The organism is Halomonas profundus (assembly GCF_020865425.1).
GTDB lineage: Bacteria > Pseudomonadota > Gammaproteobacteria > Pseudomonadales > Halomonadaceae > Vreelandella > Vreelandella titanicae.
The window spans coordinates 4,686,265-4,706,185 of the sequence record NZ_CP086344.1 but is presented as its reverse complement, the minus strand read 5'-3'; the positions used below and the strand labels follow the sequence as shown (position 1 = coordinate 4,706,185).

The 19,921-nt window shown below is 53.9% G+C and carries 14 protein-coding genes; 9 read left to right on the top strand and 5 right to left on the bottom strand.

Annotation, left to right across the window (positions count from 1 at the left end; genetic code table 11):
* Window positions 1-10: 10 nt before the first annotated feature.
* Entirely contained in the window at window positions 11-1,495 is a 1,485-nt protein-coding gene (locus LMS44_RS21360; protein WP_022521414.1) for an aldehyde dehydrogenase, read from the top strand.
* A 1-nt stretch (window position 1,496) separates the two neighbouring features.
* On the opposite strand, the gene LMS44_RS21355 is transcribed toward LMS44_RS21360, so the two are convergent.
* Window positions 1,497-2,186: a GntR family transcriptional regulator gene (locus LMS44_RS21355; RefSeq protein ID WP_027958360.1), complete on the bottom strand. Its 690-nt coding sequence runs from the start codon at window positions 2,184-2,186 to the stop codon at window positions 1,497-1,499.
* Between the two features lie 161 nt (window positions 2,187-2,347).
* Between LMS44_RS21355 and tcuA the strand changes: the two genes are divergently transcribed.
* Together tcuA and tcuB are read left to right on the top strand one after the other, a co-directional pair.
* Complete coding sequence (gene tcuA / locus LMS44_RS21350) at window positions 2,348-3,772, top strand: FAD-dependent tricarballylate dehydrogenase TcuA (protein ID WP_052475701.1); 1,425 nt, start codon at window positions 2,348-2,350, stop codon at window positions 3,770-3,772.
* The gene (gene tcuB / locus LMS44_RS21345; protein WP_041159078.1) at window positions 3,759-4,868 is read left to right on the top strand and encodes a tricarballylate utilization 4Fe-4S protein TcuB; all 1,110 of its coding nucleotides are present in this window, start codon (window positions 3,759-3,761) and stop codon (window positions 4,866-4,868) included. The genes tcuA and tcuB overlap by 14 nt, the downstream gene beginning before the upstream one ends.
* Window positions 4,869-5,214: 346 nt before the next feature.
* Here the strand turns inward: tcuB and LMS44_RS21340 are convergent, their stop codons facing one another.
* Entirely contained in the window at window positions 5,215-5,895 is a 681-nt protein-coding gene (locus LMS44_RS21340; protein ID WP_278370152.1) for an IclR family transcriptional regulator, read from the bottom strand.
* A gap of 201 nt (window positions 5,896-6,096) precedes the next feature.
* Between LMS44_RS21340 and LMS44_RS21335 the strand changes: the two genes are divergently transcribed.
* Window positions 6,097-8,448, top strand: coding sequence for a cytochrome P450/oxidoreductase (locus tag LMS44_RS21335; protein WP_278370151.1), 2,352 nt, complete (start codon window positions 6,097-6,099; stop codon window positions 8,446-8,448).
* A 77-nt stretch (window positions 8,449-8,525) separates the two neighbouring features.
* Entirely contained in the window at window positions 8,526-9,593 is a 1,068-nt protein-coding gene (locus LMS44_RS21330; protein ID WP_278370150.1) for a TRAP transporter substrate-binding protein, read from the top strand.
* Window positions 9,594-10,016: 423 nt separating this feature from the next.
* On the opposite strand, the gene LMS44_RS21325 is transcribed toward LMS44_RS21330, so the two are convergent.
* Entirely contained in the window at window positions 10,017-10,394 is a 378-nt protein-coding gene (locus LMS44_RS21325) for a Rieske (2Fe-2S) protein (RefSeq protein ID WP_081742564.1), read from the bottom strand.
* Window positions 10,395-10,408: 14 nt separating this feature from the next.
* Window positions 10,409-11,515: a 4-hydroxyphenylpyruvate dioxygenase gene (gene hppD / locus LMS44_RS21320; protein WP_022521422.1), complete on the bottom strand. Its 1,107-nt coding sequence runs from the start codon at window positions 11,513-11,515 to the stop codon at window positions 10,409-10,411.
* A gap of 128 nt (window positions 11,516-11,643) precedes the next feature.
* Between hppD and LMS44_RS21315 the strand changes: the two genes are divergently transcribed.
* The 3 genes from LMS44_RS21315 (at window position 11,644) to LMS44_RS21305 (ending at window position 15,508) form a co-directional block, all read left to right on the top strand.
* The gene (locus tag LMS44_RS21315) at window positions 11,644-12,120 is read left to right on the top strand and encodes an Lrp/AsnC family transcriptional regulator (RefSeq protein ID WP_022521423.1); all 477 of its coding nucleotides are present in this window, start codon (window positions 11,644-11,646) and stop codon (window positions 12,118-12,120) included.
* Between the two features lie 33 nt (window positions 12,121-12,153).
* Complete coding sequence (locus LMS44_RS21310; protein ID WP_498946380.1) at window positions 12,154-13,716, top strand: sigma-54-dependent transcriptional regulator; 1,563 nt, start codon at window positions 12,154-12,156, stop codon at window positions 13,714-13,716.
* Window positions 13,717-14,047: 331 nt separating this feature from the next.
* Window positions 14,048-15,508: a sodium-dependent transporter gene (locus tag LMS44_RS21305; protein ID WP_278370147.1), complete on the top strand. Its 1,461-nt coding sequence runs from the start codon at window positions 14,048-14,050 to the stop codon at window positions 15,506-15,508.
* Between the two features lie 184 nt (window positions 15,509-15,692).
* Here the strand turns inward: LMS44_RS21305 and LMS44_RS21300 are convergent, their stop codons facing one another.
* Window positions 15,693-16,175 carry an Lrp/AsnC family transcriptional regulator gene (locus tag LMS44_RS21300; protein WP_278370145.1) on the bottom strand — a complete coding sequence of 161 codons (483 nt, stop codon included), beginning with the start codon at window positions 16,173-16,175 and terminating at the stop codon, window positions 15,693-15,695.
* 177 nt (window positions 16,176-16,352) lie between these two features.
* Between LMS44_RS21300 and LMS44_RS21295 the strand changes: the two genes are divergently transcribed.
* On the top strand, window positions 16,353-19,883 hold the full coding sequence (locus LMS44_RS21295) for an indolepyruvate ferredoxin oxidoreductase family protein (protein WP_138800686.1): 3,531 nt from the start codon (window positions 16,353-16,355) through the stop codon (window positions 19,881-19,883).
* The last annotated feature ends 38 nt before the right edge of the window (window positions 19,884-19,921 follow it).

Here is a 19,921-nt window from a genome sequence, read left to right as displayed (position 1 = left end):
GAATGATGTAATGGGTGAGATGAAGCGCTATCAACTTCGTATTGGCGATCAATGGTGTGATGCGGCAGATGGAAACGTGCTGGAATCGATCAATCCGCTTAACCAGCAGGCATGGGCATTGATCCCTCAGGCAACTGCTTCTGATGTTGACGCCGCGGTGCAAGCTGCACGACATGCCTTTGAAACCGAATGGCGGTCTACAAATGGCCTACAACGTGCTGCGCTAATGCACGAATTGGCTAATCTGCTCGAATCCGACACCGAGCGCATGGCCCAACTTGAGACCACCGACAACGGCAAGGTAATCCGCGAGACACGGGTGCAGATGCGTTTTGCGGCTCGCAACTACCGCTACTTTGCTGGCTGGGCGGACAAGCTCCAAGGCGAGAGCATTCCGCTAGACCGCCCTGAGCTGGTTGATTTCACTACTCGCGAGCCGCGCGGCGTGGCAGCCTTGATCACTTCTTGGAACTCGCCGATAGCGATCCTCGCCAACAAGCTTGCACCGGCCTTGGCGGCGGGTTGCACCGTTGTAATTAAGCCCTCAGAGATGGCGAGCGTGACCACCCTGGCTTTCGCTGAGCTGTGCGAAAGAGCTGGCTTTCCTCCTGGCGTGATTAACGTGGTGACCGGTGACGGTAGCGTAGGTGCGGCACTCACCGGGCACCCTGATGTCGACCTGATCAGTTTCACCGGCGGTACCGCTACAGGCAAGGCGATTTCTCGGGCCGCCGCCGAACATCTAACACCGGTGACCCTTGAACTGGGAGGTAAGTCGGCCAACATTGTATTTGCCGATGCTGATCTTGAGCAGGCTGTGACCGGAGCCGTGGCGGGGATCTTTGCCGCCGCCGGACAGACCTGTATTGCTGGCTCGCGACTGCTGGTGCAGCGGGACATCTACGATCAGGTGGTGGCGCAGGTTTGTGAACGCGCCCGGGCGATTCGTATTGGTGACCCTCGCGATGAGAACACTGAGATGGGCCCGATGGCGACCCAGGGGCAGCATCAACGAGTACTTGACTTCATCGAACGTGCCCGCACTCAGGGTGCTAAGTTGGCGGCGGGCGGTAGGGTGCCGCAGGGCGACGTATATGGTCGCGGCTATTTCGTCGAGCCGACGGTATTCTCTGATGTGGCGCCGGACTCCGAACTGGCTCAAGAAGAAGTGTTTGGGCCAGTGTTAGCGATTATTCCCTTTGATACGGAGGAGCAGGCTATCGCCATCGCTAACGGCACCGCTTACGGGTTAGTCGCCGGGCTATGGACGCAAAATTTGGCAAGAGCGCATCGCGTTGCCAGACAACTTCAGGTTGGTGGGGTATGGGTCAATACCTATCGCACAAATGCTGCACAAGCACCATTCGGCGGGGTCAAGGCCAGTGGTAGTGGCCGTGAGCGCGGAATGCACGCTTTAGATGAGTACCTTGAGATTAAAAACCTGATGATCGACTTGTCTAACGAAGCTCGCGATCCTTTTGCGATTCGTACTTGATTTAGTCGTCATAACTCTCAAAAAAAGCCTCTAGACGGATCTTGTAGGCCTCACGGATATGGTTGCGTGCCAGCTTTTCCGCGGCTTCCGGGTCGCGTGCTTCGAGCGCGTCAATGATTGCCTGATGCTCACTGCGCGCGGCTTCGGCACGGTTTGGTTTAGCTAGGGTGCTACGCCCAAGCAACATCATTGATTCATGCAGTGAGTGCAGCATTTTAAGCAGGTAGCGGTTGTGTGCACAGCGGTAGAGAGTGCTATGAAATAGCTTATTATTCTTAACTAGATCTTGGGTCTCCTTTAACCGTGCATCGCGATCGCTAATTTCGCGTAGGAAAGCGATTTCAACCTCTGAAGCGTGTTGTGCGGCAAAGCCCGCAGCAGTCCCCTCTAACATCTCGCGCATAGCATATAGCTCGCTAATCATGCTGTGGTCGAGTTCAGTGATGATGGTGCCACGGATCGGATCATTAGCTACCAACCCTTCAAGCTGTAAACGATTAAGCGCTTCGCGAACAGGCGTACGACTTAAGCCTATGCGCTCAGATAAGTCGACTTCACGAATCCTTGTCCCTGGTGGCAGGGTGCCTTCCTTAATAGCTTCGATGATGTAGCTGTAGGCCTGCTCACTGCGCGGTTCGCCGCGCTGATTGGCTGCCTGGGTGGCGTGCTTGCGTGGTGTGGATTCAGTCATAGCTACAAGCCTTAAATTGCGATTTTGACGAATGGTAATGATATGACAATGAACAACACTTGTCATTTTGAACACTGTTGGATACATTTGTATGTATTAGAATTTGGTGTGCGCTTTTACCGTCACCATCTCTTCTTGTCAGTAATCATGAGGGAGTTCCAATGTTGTCATCGACTGGAGAGCGGCTCAGTGAGGCCGATCTGACTGGCCATGACGTGCTGGTGATTGGTGGAGGTAATGCTGCGTTGTGTGCCGCTTTATCGGCGCGTGAGCAGGGCGCCAGCGTGCTGTTACTGGAGAGTGCTCCGCGTCAATGGCGTGGTGGTAATAGTATTCACACCCGTAATTTGCGCTGCATGCATCGTGAGCCTACTGATGTGCTTAGTGACGCCTACCTTGAGGATGAGTTTTTCGATGACGTTTGGCGTGTTACCGGCGGCATCACCAACGAAGTGTTGGCCAAGCATGTGATTCGAGCCTCAGAAACCTGCACCGATTGGATGAAAAGCTACGGTGTGCGCTTTCAACCATCGCTGGGTGGCACTCTGCACCTGGGGCGAACCAACGCCTTTTTCCTGGGGGGCGGCAAAGCACTCGTCAATACCTACTACCAGGCAGCTGAGCGACTTGGGGTGACAATCCTCTATGAGGCTGAAGCTGAACAGTTGGTCTTTGATGACAACCGCTTTGACCATGCATTGGTGACTTACAATGGCTCACCACGCAAGGTGAGTGCTAAGTCAGTGGTGATTGCCTCGGGCGGCTTCGAGTCCAACCAAGCGTGGTTGGAGGAAGCATGGGGAGAGGTCTCCCGTAACTTCCTGATCCGTGGTACTCGCTTCAACCAGGGTAAGATGCTGCGCAGCCTGATTGATAACAGCGCCATGGTGATTGGGGATCCAACGCAAGGTCACGCTGTAGCTATCGATGCACGCGCGCCCAAGTACGATGGCGGTATCGTCACCCGTGTCGACTGTGTATCCCTGGGGATTGTGGTTAACCGCGATGGCAAGCGCTTCTATGACGAAGGCGAAGACTTCTGGCCCAAGCGTTATGCCATCTGGGGACGGCTGATTGCCAAACAGCCGGGGCAGGTGGGCTATTCGATTACCGACTCCAAGGCGCAGGGGCGCTTTATGCCTTCAGTTTTTCCCCCTGAGCAGGCCGATACGCTTGAGGAGTTGGCACTTAAGCTCGATCTGCCGGTTGACGCCGTACTCAAAACTGTCGATGAATTCAATGCTGGCGTACAGCCTGGCAACTTCGATCACAGTGTGCTCGACGATTGCCATACACAGGGTGTTACACCCGAAAAGACCCATTGGGCGCAGCGTATCGACGAGCCTCCGTTCTACGGCTACCCACTTCGTACCGGCATTACCTTCACCTACTTAGGCGCTAAAGTCGATGAAAAAGCGCGTATGTACATGGCTAACGGCGAGTTGGCGGACAATGTTTTCCTAGCCGGTGAGATCATGGCCGGTAATATTTTAGGCCAGGGCTATGTTGCTGGCTTTGGTATGACCATCGGCACCGTATTTGGTCGCATCGCAGGCACAGAGGCAGGCAATTATGCAAAAGATTGATGCACTAATCGAAGAAACCCGCAACAACATGACGATCTGCAATGCCTGTCGGTATTGTGAAGGGTTCTGCCCGGTATTTCCGGCCATGGAGCGGCGTCGTACGTTCACTCCCGAGGATCTTAAGTATCTGGCCAACCTATGTCACAACTGCGGTGAGTGCTACTACGCTTGCCAGTACGCTCCGCCCCATGAGTTTGCCGTTAACGTACCGCAGTCAATGGCCAAGCTTCGTGTCGAGTCTTATCGACAGTATGCTTGGCCACAGCCGTTGGCCCGTCTGTTTGACCGCAGTGGCTTGCTTGCCGCCTTGGCACTGGCGGTAGGGTTGACGCTCATCCTGTTGATTGCCATTGCGCTAAATGGTGATCTGTCGGCATTGGTCACCACACAGCATAGTGGCGACTTCTACGCGCTATTGCCGCATAACACGATGGTGGTGACCTTCGGCTCGGTGTCGTTGTTTGTGCTACTAGCGTTGATCATGGGGATGGTGCGCTTTTGGCGCGAAAGCGGCGAGGGCGTAACTGGGCTTGGCGATGCCGAAAGCTGGCGGCAGGCACTCAAAGAAACTTTTTCACTCCAGCATCTGCACGGTCAGGAAGAGGCTGGCTGCACTTACCCAGATGCCTATCATTCGCACTGGCGGCGGCGCTTCCACCATTTTACCTTTTACGGGTTCATGCTTAGCTTCGCAGCGACCGTGACCGGCACCATCTATCACTATGTGTTTGGCTGGCAGGCGCCCTACGATTTTATCAGTCTTCCCAAACTGTTCGGTACCTTGGGCGGCATCGGCCTTTTGATAGGTCCGGCGGGGCTTTTGTACCTCAAGCTGGTGCGTGATCAGGACACTGCTGATGTGCGCCAGATGGGAATGGATGTGGCTTTCATAGTGCTGCTGTGGCTGACCGGCTTAACAGGCCTGTCCCTAATGCTGCTACGTGAGACCTCAGCCATGGGGGTTATGCTGGTGGTGCATTTAGGCGTGGTTATGGCACTTTTCATCACCATGCCCTATGGCAAGTTCGTGCATGGTTTCTATCGTTTATTGGCGGTCTATCGTAACGCCCTGGAGCGCAATCGCCTTGACCAATAATCTTCTCTCCAGAGGCAGCACCCGCACGCCAGCCGACATAATATCGTCTGTAGGCCTCTACCAGGTGTCACCTTACCGCTTATCAAGTGGCCGCGAATCGACTTGTGACTAAGGTTATTAGCCATGAGAGGTTGCCCTCTCGTGGTTGTTACGACGAAGACGCTGAGCGGCACGGAAAGCGTCAATGAGGAATTGTAGCCCTAGCGTGGCGAAGCCGATCGGTAGGAGTACTGACGTTAAGCTTGCTGGCTACGCTTGTTTCACGAAGGTATTCGTTTGCCTGGTAATGGCCATTTAGAATCAGCTGGAGTCCTGAGAGGCACCTCAAAGGTCTTATTAATCCAGGTTATCGAGCGATCAGTTCGGCAATTCGCTGGGCAGCTGCTTTTACTTCCGTGATAGCGGTCTCTTTATCTAGATCCTCCATGGCCACCACGCCCACACAGGCCTCAATGGTAGGGCGAAACGATGTGGACGAGATAGCGCTGGCCACGCCTACTGCCCCGCGTTGTAGCTGCCCATGAGTCAGGCTGTAGCCGTCGAGTCGTGCCTGCTTTATCGCCTCACCTTCTTCCGGGTGAGGGGGCCGTTCGGCAAGGATGGCAATACCGGCAGCGCCCAACGTCAACGGATGGCGGCTACCCACTCGGTAGCCGATTTGCAGAGGCATTTCTCCTGACTCTGCCACCATTAACACAACGCATTCCTCCCCCTGAGCGACAGAGATGAAAGCGGTGGCGCGGGTGGCTCTGGCTAGTGCTTGCAAGAGTGGCTGGGCAATAGCGCGCAGATGAGGTTCAAAGCGAGACGCAAGCAGTGCCGTACCAGCACCCAGGCGAATGGGGCCTTCGGGGGTGCGCGTAATCAGCCCATGGCTGGCCAGAGTGGTCACGATGCGGTAGGCAATGGCTCGATGAATATCGAGGTGTTCAGCTAGATCGGCAATGGAAATGCCATCGCTATGCTCGGAGACAATTTCCAGTGCCTTGAGTCCGCGATCAAGCGTTTGCAACGTGTTGTTAGCCATAGAAAGCACCTCGGTATTAGGGTTCGGTAAGTGGGCGCGATAACAGGACTCAATAGTTAGCCAAGCGATACAGACTAACGCAGCTACGCTGAGGAGTTGACTCGCCGACAGAAACTGCCTACCTTCATTGTGCATTAAAAGAAACTAAGTGTTCGATAAAAGTAAAACAAATACGAGCCACTTAATTTTACGGAGCCCTTCATGGCATCAGTGTCTCACCGTTCTGGTAGTGCATCAGGCGAGTGCCCTTTTCAACCATCACAGGCGTCCGTGGCATTATCGCCTACCGGTTGCCCAGTCTCCCCTGAAGCGGCCGAATTCGATCCCTTCGATGCGCCTTATCAGCTTGACCCCGCTGAGGCGCTGCGTTGGTTCCGCGAACAGGAGCCGGTGTTCTACAGTCCCAAACTCGACTACTGGGTCGTGAGCCGCTATGAAGATGTGAAGGCGGTTTTCCGTGACAACGTCACCTTCTCGCCCTCTATCGCGTTGGAGAAACTAACCCCCGCACCGCCCGAGGCGACGAAAATTCTCGAGGGCTACGGTTTCGCAATGCGTCGTACCATGGTCAACGAGGATGAACCGGATCACATGGAACGCCGCCGCCTCCTGATGGATGCCTTCCTGCCCGAGAACCTTGAGAAGCACGAAGCGTGGGTACGTGAGTTGGTGCGTGACTATATGGATCGCTTCATCGACAAGGGGCATGCAGATCTGGTGGGCGCGATGTTTCGGGAAATTCCCATGACCGTCGCACTGCGCTTCCTGGGTGTTCCCAATGAAGATGCCAAGGAGCTTCGCAAGTTCTCGGTTGCCCACACGCTGAATACCTGGGGCCGCCCATCCCCGGAGCAGCAACTGCAGATTGCCGAGGATGTGGGCCAGTTCTGGCAAACCGCACAAACTATCCTCGACCGCATGTGTGCCGATCCCAGCGGCGAGGGGTGGATGTACGACTCTATCCGCATGCACAACAGGCATCCTGACATTGTGCCGGAGAGCTATTTGCGCTCGATGATGATGGCCATTCTGGTGGCTGCCCATGAGACCACCGCGTTCGCCACCACCAATGCCTTTCGTACTCTGCTATCGAACCGGGAGTCATGGAACGACATCTGCGAGAACCCTGCTTTGATCCCCAGCGCCATCGAGGAGTGCCTGCGCGCCGCCGGTTCGGTCGTGGCCTGGCGACGTATCGCGACCGAAGACACCCAGTTAGGGGGCAAGACGATTCCGAAGGGGGGTAAGCTGTTAATCGTGCAGGCGTCGGCCAACCGCGATCCGAGACACTTTGAAAATCCTGACGAGTTTGATATCTACCGCCATAACTCAGCGGAGCACTTCACTTTCGGCTACGGTGCGCACCAGTGCATGGGGAAGAACATCGCCCGCATGGAGATGCGCATCATCCTTGATGAATTTGTCCGTCGATTACCCCATATAGATCTGGTCGAGGACCAATCGTTTGAGTATCTGCCCAACACCTCTTTCCGTGGGCCCACGTCGCTATGGGTGGAGTGGGAGCCTGCGCAGAATCCTGAACGGCGACACCACGCTGTGTTGGAGAACCCTACGCTTTTCCATATTGGCGCACCTATCAAGGAGGATATCGTGCGTCGGGTCGCGGTCGCCGAGGTGCAACGTGAAGCTAAGGCGGTGATCCGTGTTGGTCTGGTGGATCCCCATGGGCGTGAGCTACCCGACTGGACCCCCGGTTCGCATATAGAGCTGGTAGCGGGAGAGTGGCGCCGCTACTACTCACTGTGCGGGACACGCGATGACCGTAACCGTCTTTCCATCGCCATCCTACGAGAACCCGAGGGGCGCGGCGGCTCGGTGTACTTCCACGACACGGTCAAGCCGGGGGATATATTGCATATCGCTGGTCCCAAGAACCATTTCCACCTGGACGAGACGGCAACGCGCTATACCCTGATAGCCGGTGGTATTGGCATCACGCCGATTATTGCCATGGCGGATCGACTCAAGGCTCTCGGCAAGCCCTATGTACTCCACTATTGCGGTGCCGGACGGCGAACCATGGCCTTTTTGGAGAGAGTCGAACGTGACCATAGCGCCGCGCTAACCCTCCATGCCGGTGATGAAGGGTGTCGCCTTGATCTACCGAGTGCACTTAGCAGCCTAGCCGAAGGTGAACAGGTCTACGCCTGCGGCCCTGAGCGCCTGCTGGAGGCGCTTGGGTCGCTGGCGGAGAAGTGGCCCGAGGGTACCTTGCGCGTTGAGCACTTCACCGCTCGCTCCAACATCCTCGATCCTGAGAGCGAGCACGCCTTCGAAGTAGTGCTGGCGGACTCCGACCTGACGCTGCAGGTCGGTAACCACCAGACGCTGCTTGAGGCGCTAACCGCGGCGGGGGTGGATGTACCGAGCGACTGCTGCGAAGGCCTGTGTGGTACCTGCGAAGTGGCTGTGATCGAGGGGCATATCGATCACCGAGACCTAGTGCTCAGCCGTACTGAGCGCGACGCAAATGATCGCATGATGGCCTGCTGCTCGCGGGCAGCGAGCAAGCGTCTGACTCTGGCGCTCTAAACGCTAACACCCTTAAAAGAACCTCTGTTTTACACTGGCTCCATCGGGTACATGAACCATCAAAAAGGATAATCACAATGAAAAAAATGGCGACGTTGACCACCTTTTCAGCCCTGATGCTCTTGAGCTCTTTTCAAGGCGCGGCAGCGGCCGATACCGTGCTTCAAGTGAGTACCTGGGCGGGCCCTAACCACGGCGTTAATACCATCGTCTGGCCCACATGGGGGAAATGGGTTGAAGAGGCGACCGATGGCCGTGTCAGTGTCAATGTGACCCACGACCTTGGGCCGCCTAACGCGCAAATGGAGTTGGTGGCAGATGGCGTCGCCGATGTCACCTGGCTCTTTCACGGCTTAATGCCAGGACGTTTTGAGCTGACCAAGCTACCGGAATTCCCCACTTTTGAAGACTTTTCATCGGAAAATGCCTCCGTGGCTTACTGGCGTACTCATCAAGAATTCCTAAGCGACGCCGAAGAGCATCGTGGTGTAGAAGTCCTCGGGTTGGGCGTGCATGGCCCAGGGGCGCTCTTCCTGGCTGAACCGATCGAAAGCCTTGATGACTTGCAAGGTAGGCGTGCGCGTATAGGGGGCGGCGTGATGGCAGATATTTCCAGCGTGCTAAGCCTCACCGGAGTTGCACTGCCGCCAGGTGGGACATACGAAGCAGCCACGCAAGGGGTGATCGACGGTGCAATGCTAACCCTTGAGGGACTTAAGAGCTTTCGATTGGCCGAGGTATTGCCCTACACGGTACAAATGCCGGGCGGCTTCTATCGTGGCAGCTTTTCCCTGGTCATCAATCCTGATACCTGGCAGTCGCTTTCCGAGCAAGACCGTAACGCCATTATGGATGTCTCAGGCGAAAAGCTGTCCCGTCTGTTTGGTTTCATGATGGATACCGTCGATGTGCGTGGCGTTGAGTTTGCCAAGGAGGAGGGCAACACCTTTATCGAGTTGCCTTCTGAAGAGGTCGAAAACTTCATGCAATTGGCGGCCAGCCTCCCCAGCGACTGGTTTGAAGTGGCCGCTGCGAAAGATGTTGATGGAGAGGCCGCCCGCGCATTCTTTCTCGAACAATTGCAGGTTGTCGCAGGCGACGATGAAGGCCTGAGCGCTGACGATGTGGTTGATCCTGACGCCTAAACTACGTGTTTTTAATGTGCTAGGCTTTGTTTGAAAAGTCGGCGAGCGAAGGCCAGACAAGGCAAAAATCGGCGAAAAGACGGAGTTTACATGGTGTAAATGAGTACTTTGAGCCGATTTTTAACGCCGTATGGTCGAGCGCAGTCAGTTTTCAGACAGAGCCTAACTCATATTCAGTCAATGCTGCCTCGCTTAGAGAAAGATATATTGGCAAAACTTATTGGAATGAGAGAGTCTTGATCTAGGCAGTAATAGGCTTTTGGTGAGTATAGCGTTTCTGAGGAGCTGTATTGCTCATAAGCGAACTCAACGAGTTCGCTTATGATGTGGCTGAATAATTGTGGGTTATTTATTCGATCTGGCCATGGTTGTCAGGTTTTTAACTAGAGATAAAAATAAGTTAGAACTTATGAAGTGATACTGTTAAGGCTCTCTATGCTTTATGCATAAGTTGCCTGCTAAGTCTTCAACGACAGGTATGGCGTCAAGTTTGTCACAGTCGCCTGTTAAGCAGTCTCCCGTTTTAATGTCAAACGCCGCCCCATGCGCACTGCATAGAAAACGGTGGCCATCTGATGAAATGATACTGTCCGACCGATAGTTTAAAGGTAAATATTGGTGGGGGCAGGCATTAACGTAGCAATAAATCGTGCCATTTATGCGTGTTGCAATGACCGGGAAAGATCCATTGCTGCTCATTACTTCCACGCAGCGTGCTTTGCCTTCTGGTATAGCGCTAGAAGGGCAAATAACAGCCCCCTCTTGGGGGGCATTTTCATAGTTACGCCAAGCGTCATGCACGGTGTGCCCTTTTACTATTCAGCGGTACTTTGCAACACGCCGCGGTTAATCTGATCCTCTTCGATGGACTCGAAAAGTGCTTTAAAATTGCCCTCTCCAAAACCATCATCGCCTTTACGCTGGATGAACTCGAAAAAGATGGGGCCAATCACCGTTTTGGAGAAGATTTGTAGCAAAATTCGGGTTTCACCGCCGCCCACGACACCTTCGCCGTCAATCAAAATGCCACGGCTGCGCAGTTTATCGAGAGGCTCCTGGTGGTCTTTAACACGCTCTAGCGACTTTTCGTAGTAGATGCTCGGCGGGCCAGGCATAAATTCGAGACCGGCATCAGCGATTAAGTCAGTACCGGAGTAGATGTCGTTTGTGGCAATGGCGATATGCTGAATGCCTTCGCCGTTATATTCGCGCAAGTACTCTTCAATCTGACTGTGATCGTCGGCACTTTCGTTAATGGGTATGCGAATTTTACCATCGGGAGAAGTCAATGCACGGCTGGTAAGGCCTGTCATTTTACCGGTAATATCAAAGTAGCGTATTTCGCGGAAGTTAAAGGTGTCATGGTAAAACTTATACCATGTGTCCATATTGCCGCGAATAACGTTATGAGTGAGGTGATCAAGATAGTAAAAACCAAACCCCTTAGGATTAGGATCTACCTCATCGAACCACTCAAATTCGTTTGAATAGCAGCTGCCTTTTTCGCCATACGTATCAATAAAGTAAAGCAGCGAACCGCCTATGCCAATAACCGCAGGCGCATCGATGGACTTATTACCTGTGAACTCTTCTGCACCCAAGTCGACGGCACGTTTTAGCGCATGCTGAGCATCAACGACGCGCCAAGCCATTGCTGGAGCACAGGGGCCGTGCGCCTCAATAAATGCTGACGCATGCGAGTTAGGCTCACTGTTAAGCAGGTAGTTGATATCGCCTTGACGATAAACGGTGATCGACTTGTCACGATGTTTTGCAACGGGAACGAAACCCATTTGCCGAAATAAACTATCTAGTTTTTCCGGCTCGGGGTGTGCAAATTCAACAAACTCGAAGCCATCTGTGCCCGCTGGGTTTGCATCATTTATGGTTGCTTTGGGTGCGTCATGAGGGAAGGGGCCCATCGTTGTCTCTCCTTTATTGTCTTGTTGGGTGACAAATTCAGTATAGGGAAGAGCCGGTACAATTAGGTTGCAAACTAACCTAAGATGCAGCCAAATAGTGCATAGAATGTGCGCAAAAGGAGTGCTGTATGCACGGAATTTCATTGGATCGTTATGATCTTGCAATTTTGTCAGCATTGCAAAAGAACTCAGCCCTCACCAATTCAGAGCTGGGTGAGCGAGTCAGCCTGTCTCCCTCTCAGTGCTCCCGACGCAAAGCGCGGCTAGAAGCCGAAGGTGTGATTAAGGGCTATTCGGCTAGGCTTGATGCTACTAGCCTAGGGTTTGGGCTGCGCGCTATCACCAGGGTTAATCTCAAAGCTCATGGTGAAAGCATGGATGATGATTTTGTGACATTACTGACGAAGCACGCCATGGTTCGTGAGGCCTATTCTGTGTCGGGAGACGCAGACTATGTGTTACATATCATCGCCAAGGATCTAACAGCGTTTTCGGACTTTATTCATCATCATTTATTACCTCATCCTAATGTCACCCAGGTTCGCTCTGAAATAATACTGCGTAGTATGAAAGAGGAGCAGGGGTTGCCGGTGGAAGGTGGCTAAGTAACTGCGTTTGTTTTGTGCTGTGAGGGGTCTATGCGTCTTAAATTTCACTGTCAGAATCGAATCGGCATTCTTCGCGATATTGTGGCCCAATTTGCTGACTACAGAATTAATGTCGCGCGAGGTGAAGTGGGGGGCGATCACGGCAGTACCATCTATCTACATGTCCCACAATTACTTAATGCTCAGTTGAGTACGCTTAAACCAGTATTGGAAGGCATTCCCGGTGTGTTTGGCGTTAAGCGCGCCAGCTTGATGCCCAGCGAACGGCGCCATTTGGAGTTGGATGCGCTGCTATCCTCGCTTTCTGACCCAGTGATGTCGATAGATATGCAGGGTCGGATTGTGGCGGCCAACCGTATTGCTGTCCAGGTATTGGGGGTGCGTGTTCAAGAAGTACCAGGGCTCTCGCTGGATCGTTACCTTGATGAGGTAGATCTTCCCGATTTAATTCGCCGTAACAACTCACGCATCAATGGGCTGCGAATCAAGCTGAAAGGCGATACCTATCTTGCTGATATAGCTCCCCTGCACACCGAAGACACGAATGTAGATTCATTAGCCGGAGCGGTTGTGACGTTACATCGTGCTGACCGCATCGGTGCCCGTATTTATCAAGTACAGCGCCAAGAGCTGCGTGGCTTTGAAGCCATCTTTCAATCGAGTTCGCGATTGGAGGCCGTGATCAACGAGGCGCGTCGCATGGCGCCATTGGATGCACCGCTACTGATTATGGGTGAAACGGGAACCGGGAAAGAGCTGGTGGCCAGGGCCTGTCATTTGGCCAGCCCCCGTGGGCAAGCGCCGTTTGTGGTGCTTAATTGTGCTGGGCTTCCTGAGTCGATGGCCGAAACAGAGCTTTTCGGTTACGCACCTGGTGCCTTCGAGGGCGCTCGCCCGGAAGGAAAGCTTGGCCTTCTGGAGCTTAATGCAGGCGGTACGGTCTTTCTTGATGAAGTCGGTGAAATGAGCCCTCGGCTGCAGACGAAACTGTTACGCTTCCTTCAGGATGGCGGATTCCGTCGAGTTGGGAGCGACGAAGAAACCTTTCTTGATGTGCGAGTGATCTGCGCCACTCAGCAAAACCTACCTCAGCTATGTAGTGAAGGTCTGTTTCGGCTAGATCTTTATCACCGTCTCAATGTGCTCTCTCTACAGGTGCCCCCTTTGCGCGAATGCCTGGACGGCATCGAAGACTTGGCGACCTATGTGCTTGATCGTGCGGCGCGTCAGATAGGCTGTCCTTTACCGGAGCTTTCGACTGCTGCGTTGGAAAAGATAACCGGCTACGACTGGCCGGGTAATGTGCGTCAGTTGGAAAATGTGCTGTTTCAGGCGGTGTCATTATGCGAAGAGACGGCCATTCAGCCAGCGCATTTGCGCCTTCCGCAGAGCGAAGTATCGCCTGCGCTTACTGGCATTCCCTTAGAGGGAAGCTTGAGCGACATGTTAGGGGAGGTGGAAAGAAATATCTTAAGTACGTTGTATCAACAGTATCCTTCCAGCCGCCAGTTAGGAAAGCGGTTGGGCGTTTCGCACACCACTATTGCCAATAAGCTCAAGCGTTACGGCATTGGTGCTCAAGAAGATTCTTAAAAAGTCCCATGGCAGGTGAATTAACTGTCACGATTTGTTTACGGGGTGTCAGAAAAACGCAACGGCAAGACCCCAGCCCTCGGCATATCCTCTTAAGCGTAACGATTAGTTTACAGTTGCACCTCTCTTATGTGGGTAGCATCGCGCCCAATGCGATGTGACCCCATTCCTGCCCTATCGCTATCCCCATAGACTCTTTATAGATTGCTCTTGATGACTGGTTGATCACAGTTGGTTGGCTTTTATAAGTAGCTAATCGCTCTTAAGTAGCTGTTCTAGCTGCTCATCAATAAATAGCCTAAAAAACAATATCAATTTATAAGGTTTCCCAATGACAACGACAAATACGCCTCCCAATACGCTGTGGCTGGGCCGCTGGGGATTTGTACTGGCAGCCACTGGTTCTGCAGTGGGACTCGGTAATATCTGGAAGTTTCCTTACATCACGGGCGAGTTCGGGGGTGGCGCTTTCGTGCTGGTCTACCTGGCCTGCATATTAGCGGTAGGCGTCCCCATCATGATGGCTGAAATCAGCTTCGGCCGCCGTGGAAGGGGAAGCCCGATCGATGCTATCCGTCGGGTGGTGCATGAATCGGGTCATGGTAGCTTCTGGTCGATCTTCGGCTGGATGGCCATGCTCTGTGGCTTCATGATTTTGTCTTTCTATGTGGTGGTCGCTGGCTGGTCATTCTCCTACCTGTGGAAAATGCTGAGCGGCGGACTGGCAGGCAATAGCGTCGATGACATGGCGGCAATTTTCGCCGCTAATAATGCCAACCCTTTCACGCTAGGTGCTTGGAGCACGCTAGTGACGGTGCTGACCATGTTCATTGTCGGCAAAGGCGTACAGGCTGGCATTGAAAAGAGTGTCAGTTGGATGATGCCAGGCATGGTGATCATGCTGGGTATATTGATCGGCTACGGTGCTTTTTCCGGTGGCTTTGCTGAAGCATGGTCTTTCCTGTTCTCTTTCAATACCGAAGGGTTAAGCAGTGAAGGATTATTAGCAGCGCTGGGGCATGCCTTCTTTACCTTGTCGCTCGCATCGGGTGCGATTCTTACCTACGGCTCTTACCTGCCAGAGGGGCACTCCATCGCGCGCACGACATTCAGCGTGGCCATTGCCGATACCGTTGTCGCACTAATGGCAGGCTTGGCTATTTTCCCGATTATTTTCGCAAACGGAATGAATCCCGGCCAAGGGCCAGGATTGATCTTCATGAGCTTGCCATTGGCCTTCCAAGCGATGCCGTTTGGTACGCTGTTTGGCGTTCTGTTCTTTGTCATGCTGTCGATGGCTGCGCTTACGTCGTCGATTTCGATGATTGAGGCGACAGTCGCCTGGCTTATTGCAAGCAAAGGGCTGACGCGTAAACGAGCATCGTGGGGTGTGGGTATCGTGCTGTGGTTGGTGAGTACCTTGGCAATGCTGTCATTCAACATGGGCGCGGATTGGACGTTTGCAGGTCGCACTTTCTTCGATTGGCTGGACTACCTGACCTCCCGCTGGATGATGCCGTTAGGCGGTTTGGGTATGGCGCTAATGGTAGGTTTCCTGCTGCGTACTGAAATATTCAGGGAGGAGCTAGGGCTCTCCCGTACCCAGCATGCACTGTGGCTATTTATGGTGCGTTACGTCAGCCCATTAGGCATCGTGTTAATTTTCATTGATACGCTGGGCCTAGCGACACTCCAGATAGGTACTCAGTGGCCGTGGTTGCTAGCACTGCTGGTGCTGATCACCGTGGTAGGAGAGTTCGCTAGCCCGCGATTACGTCAACCGGCTTCCTGAAGCTTTTCAGGAACAAGTGCTCAATAGATCTGAATAGAGAGATTGAAGCGCTCCCATCCACAGATGGGGGCGCTTTACGTTAGAGGGATACAATGAGCCGGTTTGCCTGCTGCCAGTTGCCCTGCCACTTCCTGTTTTAAGTTGTGGGCTAACGTTGCGGTTGACGTTACATAGCAGCGTTTTGTTAGCGAATCGGAATAGCGGTCTCTTCTTTGATATTACGTAGCACGAAATTGGAATTGACCTGGGAAATGCCATCCAAGGTGAAGAGTTTCTCATTCAGAAAGCGGTCATAAGCCGCCATGTCTTCGATAACCACTCGCAGCACGAAATCCGCGTTGCCGGTAGTGGCATAGCACTGCAGCACTTCTGGGTATTGCAGGATGCGGTTTTCGAACTCGACGGTGTTGTCGATGTGGTGGCGAACCAACGTCACCATCACCAATGCCGACAGTGGCTGGCCCACCAGGCTGGGTTCCACCAACGCCGCAAAGCGGCGGATCACGCCACTATCTTCCAAAGCCTTTACACGTCGCCAGCAGGCGGCGGGGGATAGCCCGATCTGTTCGGCGAGCTCATTGTTGGTAATGCGCCCCTGTTGCTGAAGCAGGGTAAGAATGCGCTGATCATGCCTGTCTAAGGCGATCTCTTTGGTCGTTTCTTTCATAGTGCCATTTCATTTGTTTGTGGTTTGTTGAATATCATTGCGTTAAATCTCAAAAAATGAAAGTAATGATCAATAACCAGGCTTTTGAAGAGTGAATTAGCAAGCACCTTTAGTGCGCTCTTGGCTAGACTCAAGCGTATTACAACCATAACTCTTCAACCGTACTGGTGAACTCCCATGACAACCCCCTCGATCGCTGAGCAGGCGGGCTCTATTGCCCAGCCTCTCGATATTGCACTCGATGACAATCTTCTCGATGACTATGCGCTGGCCGATCGCTATACCCGCGGAGAAGGCCGTGTCTTTCTCACCGGCACCCAGGCATTGGTGCGTATCGCCTTACGCCAAGCCGAGCTTGATTGCCACAATGGCCGCCACACGGCAGGGCTCATCAGCGGCTATCGAGGCTCGCCCTTAGGCGGTGTAGACCAAGAGATTTGGCGGGCGAAAGCCGCCATGGAAGAGCACCACATCGATTTTGTCCCTGCGATCAACGAAGACCTTGCCGCCACCATGATGCTGGGTTGCCAGCAAGTCGAGACAGACCCCGATAAGCAAGTAGATGGCGTGTTTGGCATGTGGTACGGCAAGGGGCCTGGCGTTGATCGCGCGGGCGATGCCTTAAAGCACGGTAATGCCTACGGTAGCTCGCCGACTGGCGGTGTGCTGGTGGTCGCCGGGGATGACCATGGGTGTGTGTCGTCCTCCATGCCACACCAGTCTGATGTCGCCTTTATGGCGTGGTTCATGCCGGTAGTGAGCCCTGCATCATTGGCGGAATATGAACGCTTTGGGCTTTGGGGCTATGCACTTTCACGCTTCTCGGGTTGCTGGGTGGGTTTCAAAGCCGTTTCTGAAACCGTAGAGAGTGGCGCGTCGGTGGACGTGCCTCCCTTGCCAGAATATGTAACGCCCGATTTCGATATGCCGGAAGGCGGGCTGCACTACCGCTGGCCCGATCTGCCGGGGCCACAGCTTGAGACTCGCCTTGAGCACAAGCTGGCCGCCGTTCAGGCGTTTGCCACGGCCAACCCGATTGATCAGTATTTATTTCGCCAAGAACAGGCGACGTTTGGGCTGGTGACCACAGGCAAGGGACACCTGGATTTACTTGAATCGCTGCGTTTATTGGGGCTGGATGAAGCGAAGCTGCGTGAGCTGGGAATCGAAATATACAAAGTCGGGATGGTGTGGCCTCTCCATCGCCCCAGCATTCTTGAGTTTATTCATGGCAAGCGCGAGGTGCTGGTCATTGAAGAGAAGCGCGGCATCATCGAAAGCCAGTTGAAGGAGTACATGTCGGAACCCGATCATCCAGGCGAGGTCATCGTTACCGGCAAGCAGGATGAAACCGGCAAACCCTTGATTCCCTTTGTTGGAGAGCTGAGCCCGCGTCTCTTGGCAGGCTTCGTGGCAGAGCGTTTAGAGCGCTTTTTCAAGATCGATTTTAGCGACAAGCTGGCAACTGTTGATGCCTGCCGCGCTGGTGTTAAAGAGCTCGGGGGTGTACGCCGCATGCCCTATTTCTGCTCCGGCTGCCCGCATAATAGCTCGACTAAGGTACCCGAAGGCAGCAAGGCGCTGGCGGGTATCGGATGCCATTTTATGGCTTCGTGGATGGATCGCAGCACTGAATCGTTAATTCAGATGGGTGGCGAAGGTGTTAACTGGGTGGGCAAGAGCCGCTTTACCGGCAATGGCCATATTTTCCAGAACTTAGGCGAAGGCACCTGGTTTCACTCGGGCTCAATGGCCGTGCGCCAGGCAGTGGCTGCCAACGTTAATATTACCTATAAAATTCTGTTCAACGACGCGGTTGCCATGACGGGCGGCCAACCTGTAGATGGGCAAATCAACGTGCCCATGATTGCCCGGCAATCGCTGGATGAGGGCGTTCGCCGAGTCATGGTGGTCAGTGACGAACCGGAGAAGTACCGGGGGCATGAAAAGGAATTCCCTAAAGAGGTTACCTTCCATAGCCGCGAAGAGATGGATACGCTGCAGCGTGAGCTGCGCGAAATTACAGGCTGTACGGTGTTGATTTATGATCAGGCATGCGCGGCTGAGAAACGTCGTCGGCGCAAGCGCGGTCAGTTGGAAGACCCCGCCCGCCGGGTGTTTATCAACCACCATGTTTGCGAAGGCTGTGGTGATTGTTCCGTACAGTCCAACTGTTTATCGGTGGTGCCTCGCGAGACCGAGCTAGGTCGCAAGCGCAAAATCGACCAGTCCTCCTGTAACAAGGACATGTCCTGCGTCAGTGGTTTTTGTCCCAGCTTTGTCACTGTAGAAGGTGGCGGGCTGCGTAAAGGCCAGGGCGTTGCGGCAGATAACGCCTTTTGGCAACGTATAGCGCATTTGCCTAACCCCTCCATTGCCACTTTGACGGCCCCTTACGACTTGCTGGTGGGGGGCGTTGGTGGCACGGGGGTGGTGACCATCGGGCAACTGATCACCATGGCGGCACACCTGGAAGGCAAGGGCTCCAGCGTGCTCGACTTTATGGGGTTTGCGCAAAAAGGTGGGGCAGTACTGAGCTATGTGCGCTTGGCATCTCAGCCCAGTGAGCTTAATCAGGTACGTATCGAAGCGGGGCAGGCCGATGCGATGATCGCTTGCGATATGGTGGTGGCGAGTTCTCAGAAAGCGCTGAATGTGCTGCAGCCGACCACGCGTATTGTGGCGAATCTGGCCGAGCTAGCCACAGCGGATTATGTGCTTTATCGCGATGCGGATATGCAGCCCAGCAAGCGTCTTAACATGTTGCGTGAAGCGGTAGGAGATGAACGCTTTGCTTCTCTAGATGCCAATCGCCTAGCTGAACAGCTGCTAGGGGATACCGTATTCTCCAATATGATGATGCTCGGGTTTGCCTGGCAGCAAGGGCTGGTGCCGCTTTCTGAGCCTGCGCTGCAGCGTGCTCTAGAACTCAATGGCGTCGCAGTGGAAAAGAACCGCCAAGCATTTGCCTGGGGGCGCTTGGCAGCGGTGGAACCTGATTACCTCCAGCAGCACCTGGATAAGATGCCACTGTCCGCGAATGCCACACTGGACGAAGTGGTAGCGCGTAATCGTCGCCACCTGGAGCGCTATCAGAACCGAGCCTGGGCTGAACGTTACGTGACCCAGGTGACTAAAGTGCGTGAAGCAGAAACAGCGCTAAAATGTGGCCAATCACTGAGTGAGGCCGTTGCTCATCAGCTCTATCGTTTGATGGCGTATAAAGATGAGTATGAAGTGGCGCGACTTTACACCCAGAGCGATTTTCTGGATGAGATCAAAGCAACGTTTTCTGGTGATTACCAGTTAACCTTCCACTTGGCGCCGCCGCTTATAGGTGGTCGTAAGGATGCTCAGGGGCGTCCAGTGAAGCGCCGCTTCGGCCCCTGGATGCTGAAGGCAATGGGCGCGTTGGCAAAGATGCGCGGTTTGCGCAACACGGCTCTCGATCCTTTCCGCTTCAGCGCCGACCGCAAGCTCGACCGCGCCTTATTGGCTGATTACGAGCAGTTGATTGATGAGTTAGTGGCACGTCTTGATGGCACGAATCACGCCACGGCATTAGCGCTTGCTAAGCTGCCGGAAGAGATTCGTGGTTTCGGACCCGTTCGCGAAACTGCCGCTGAGAAAGCTAACGAGCGTCGTGAGACGTTGCTGAAGGAGCTACGTGAAGGTCGCTCGAAGACCATCGCTGTCGAAGCTGCTTGAGGCGATCCATATAGGTATGAAAGGCCACGCAATGCGTG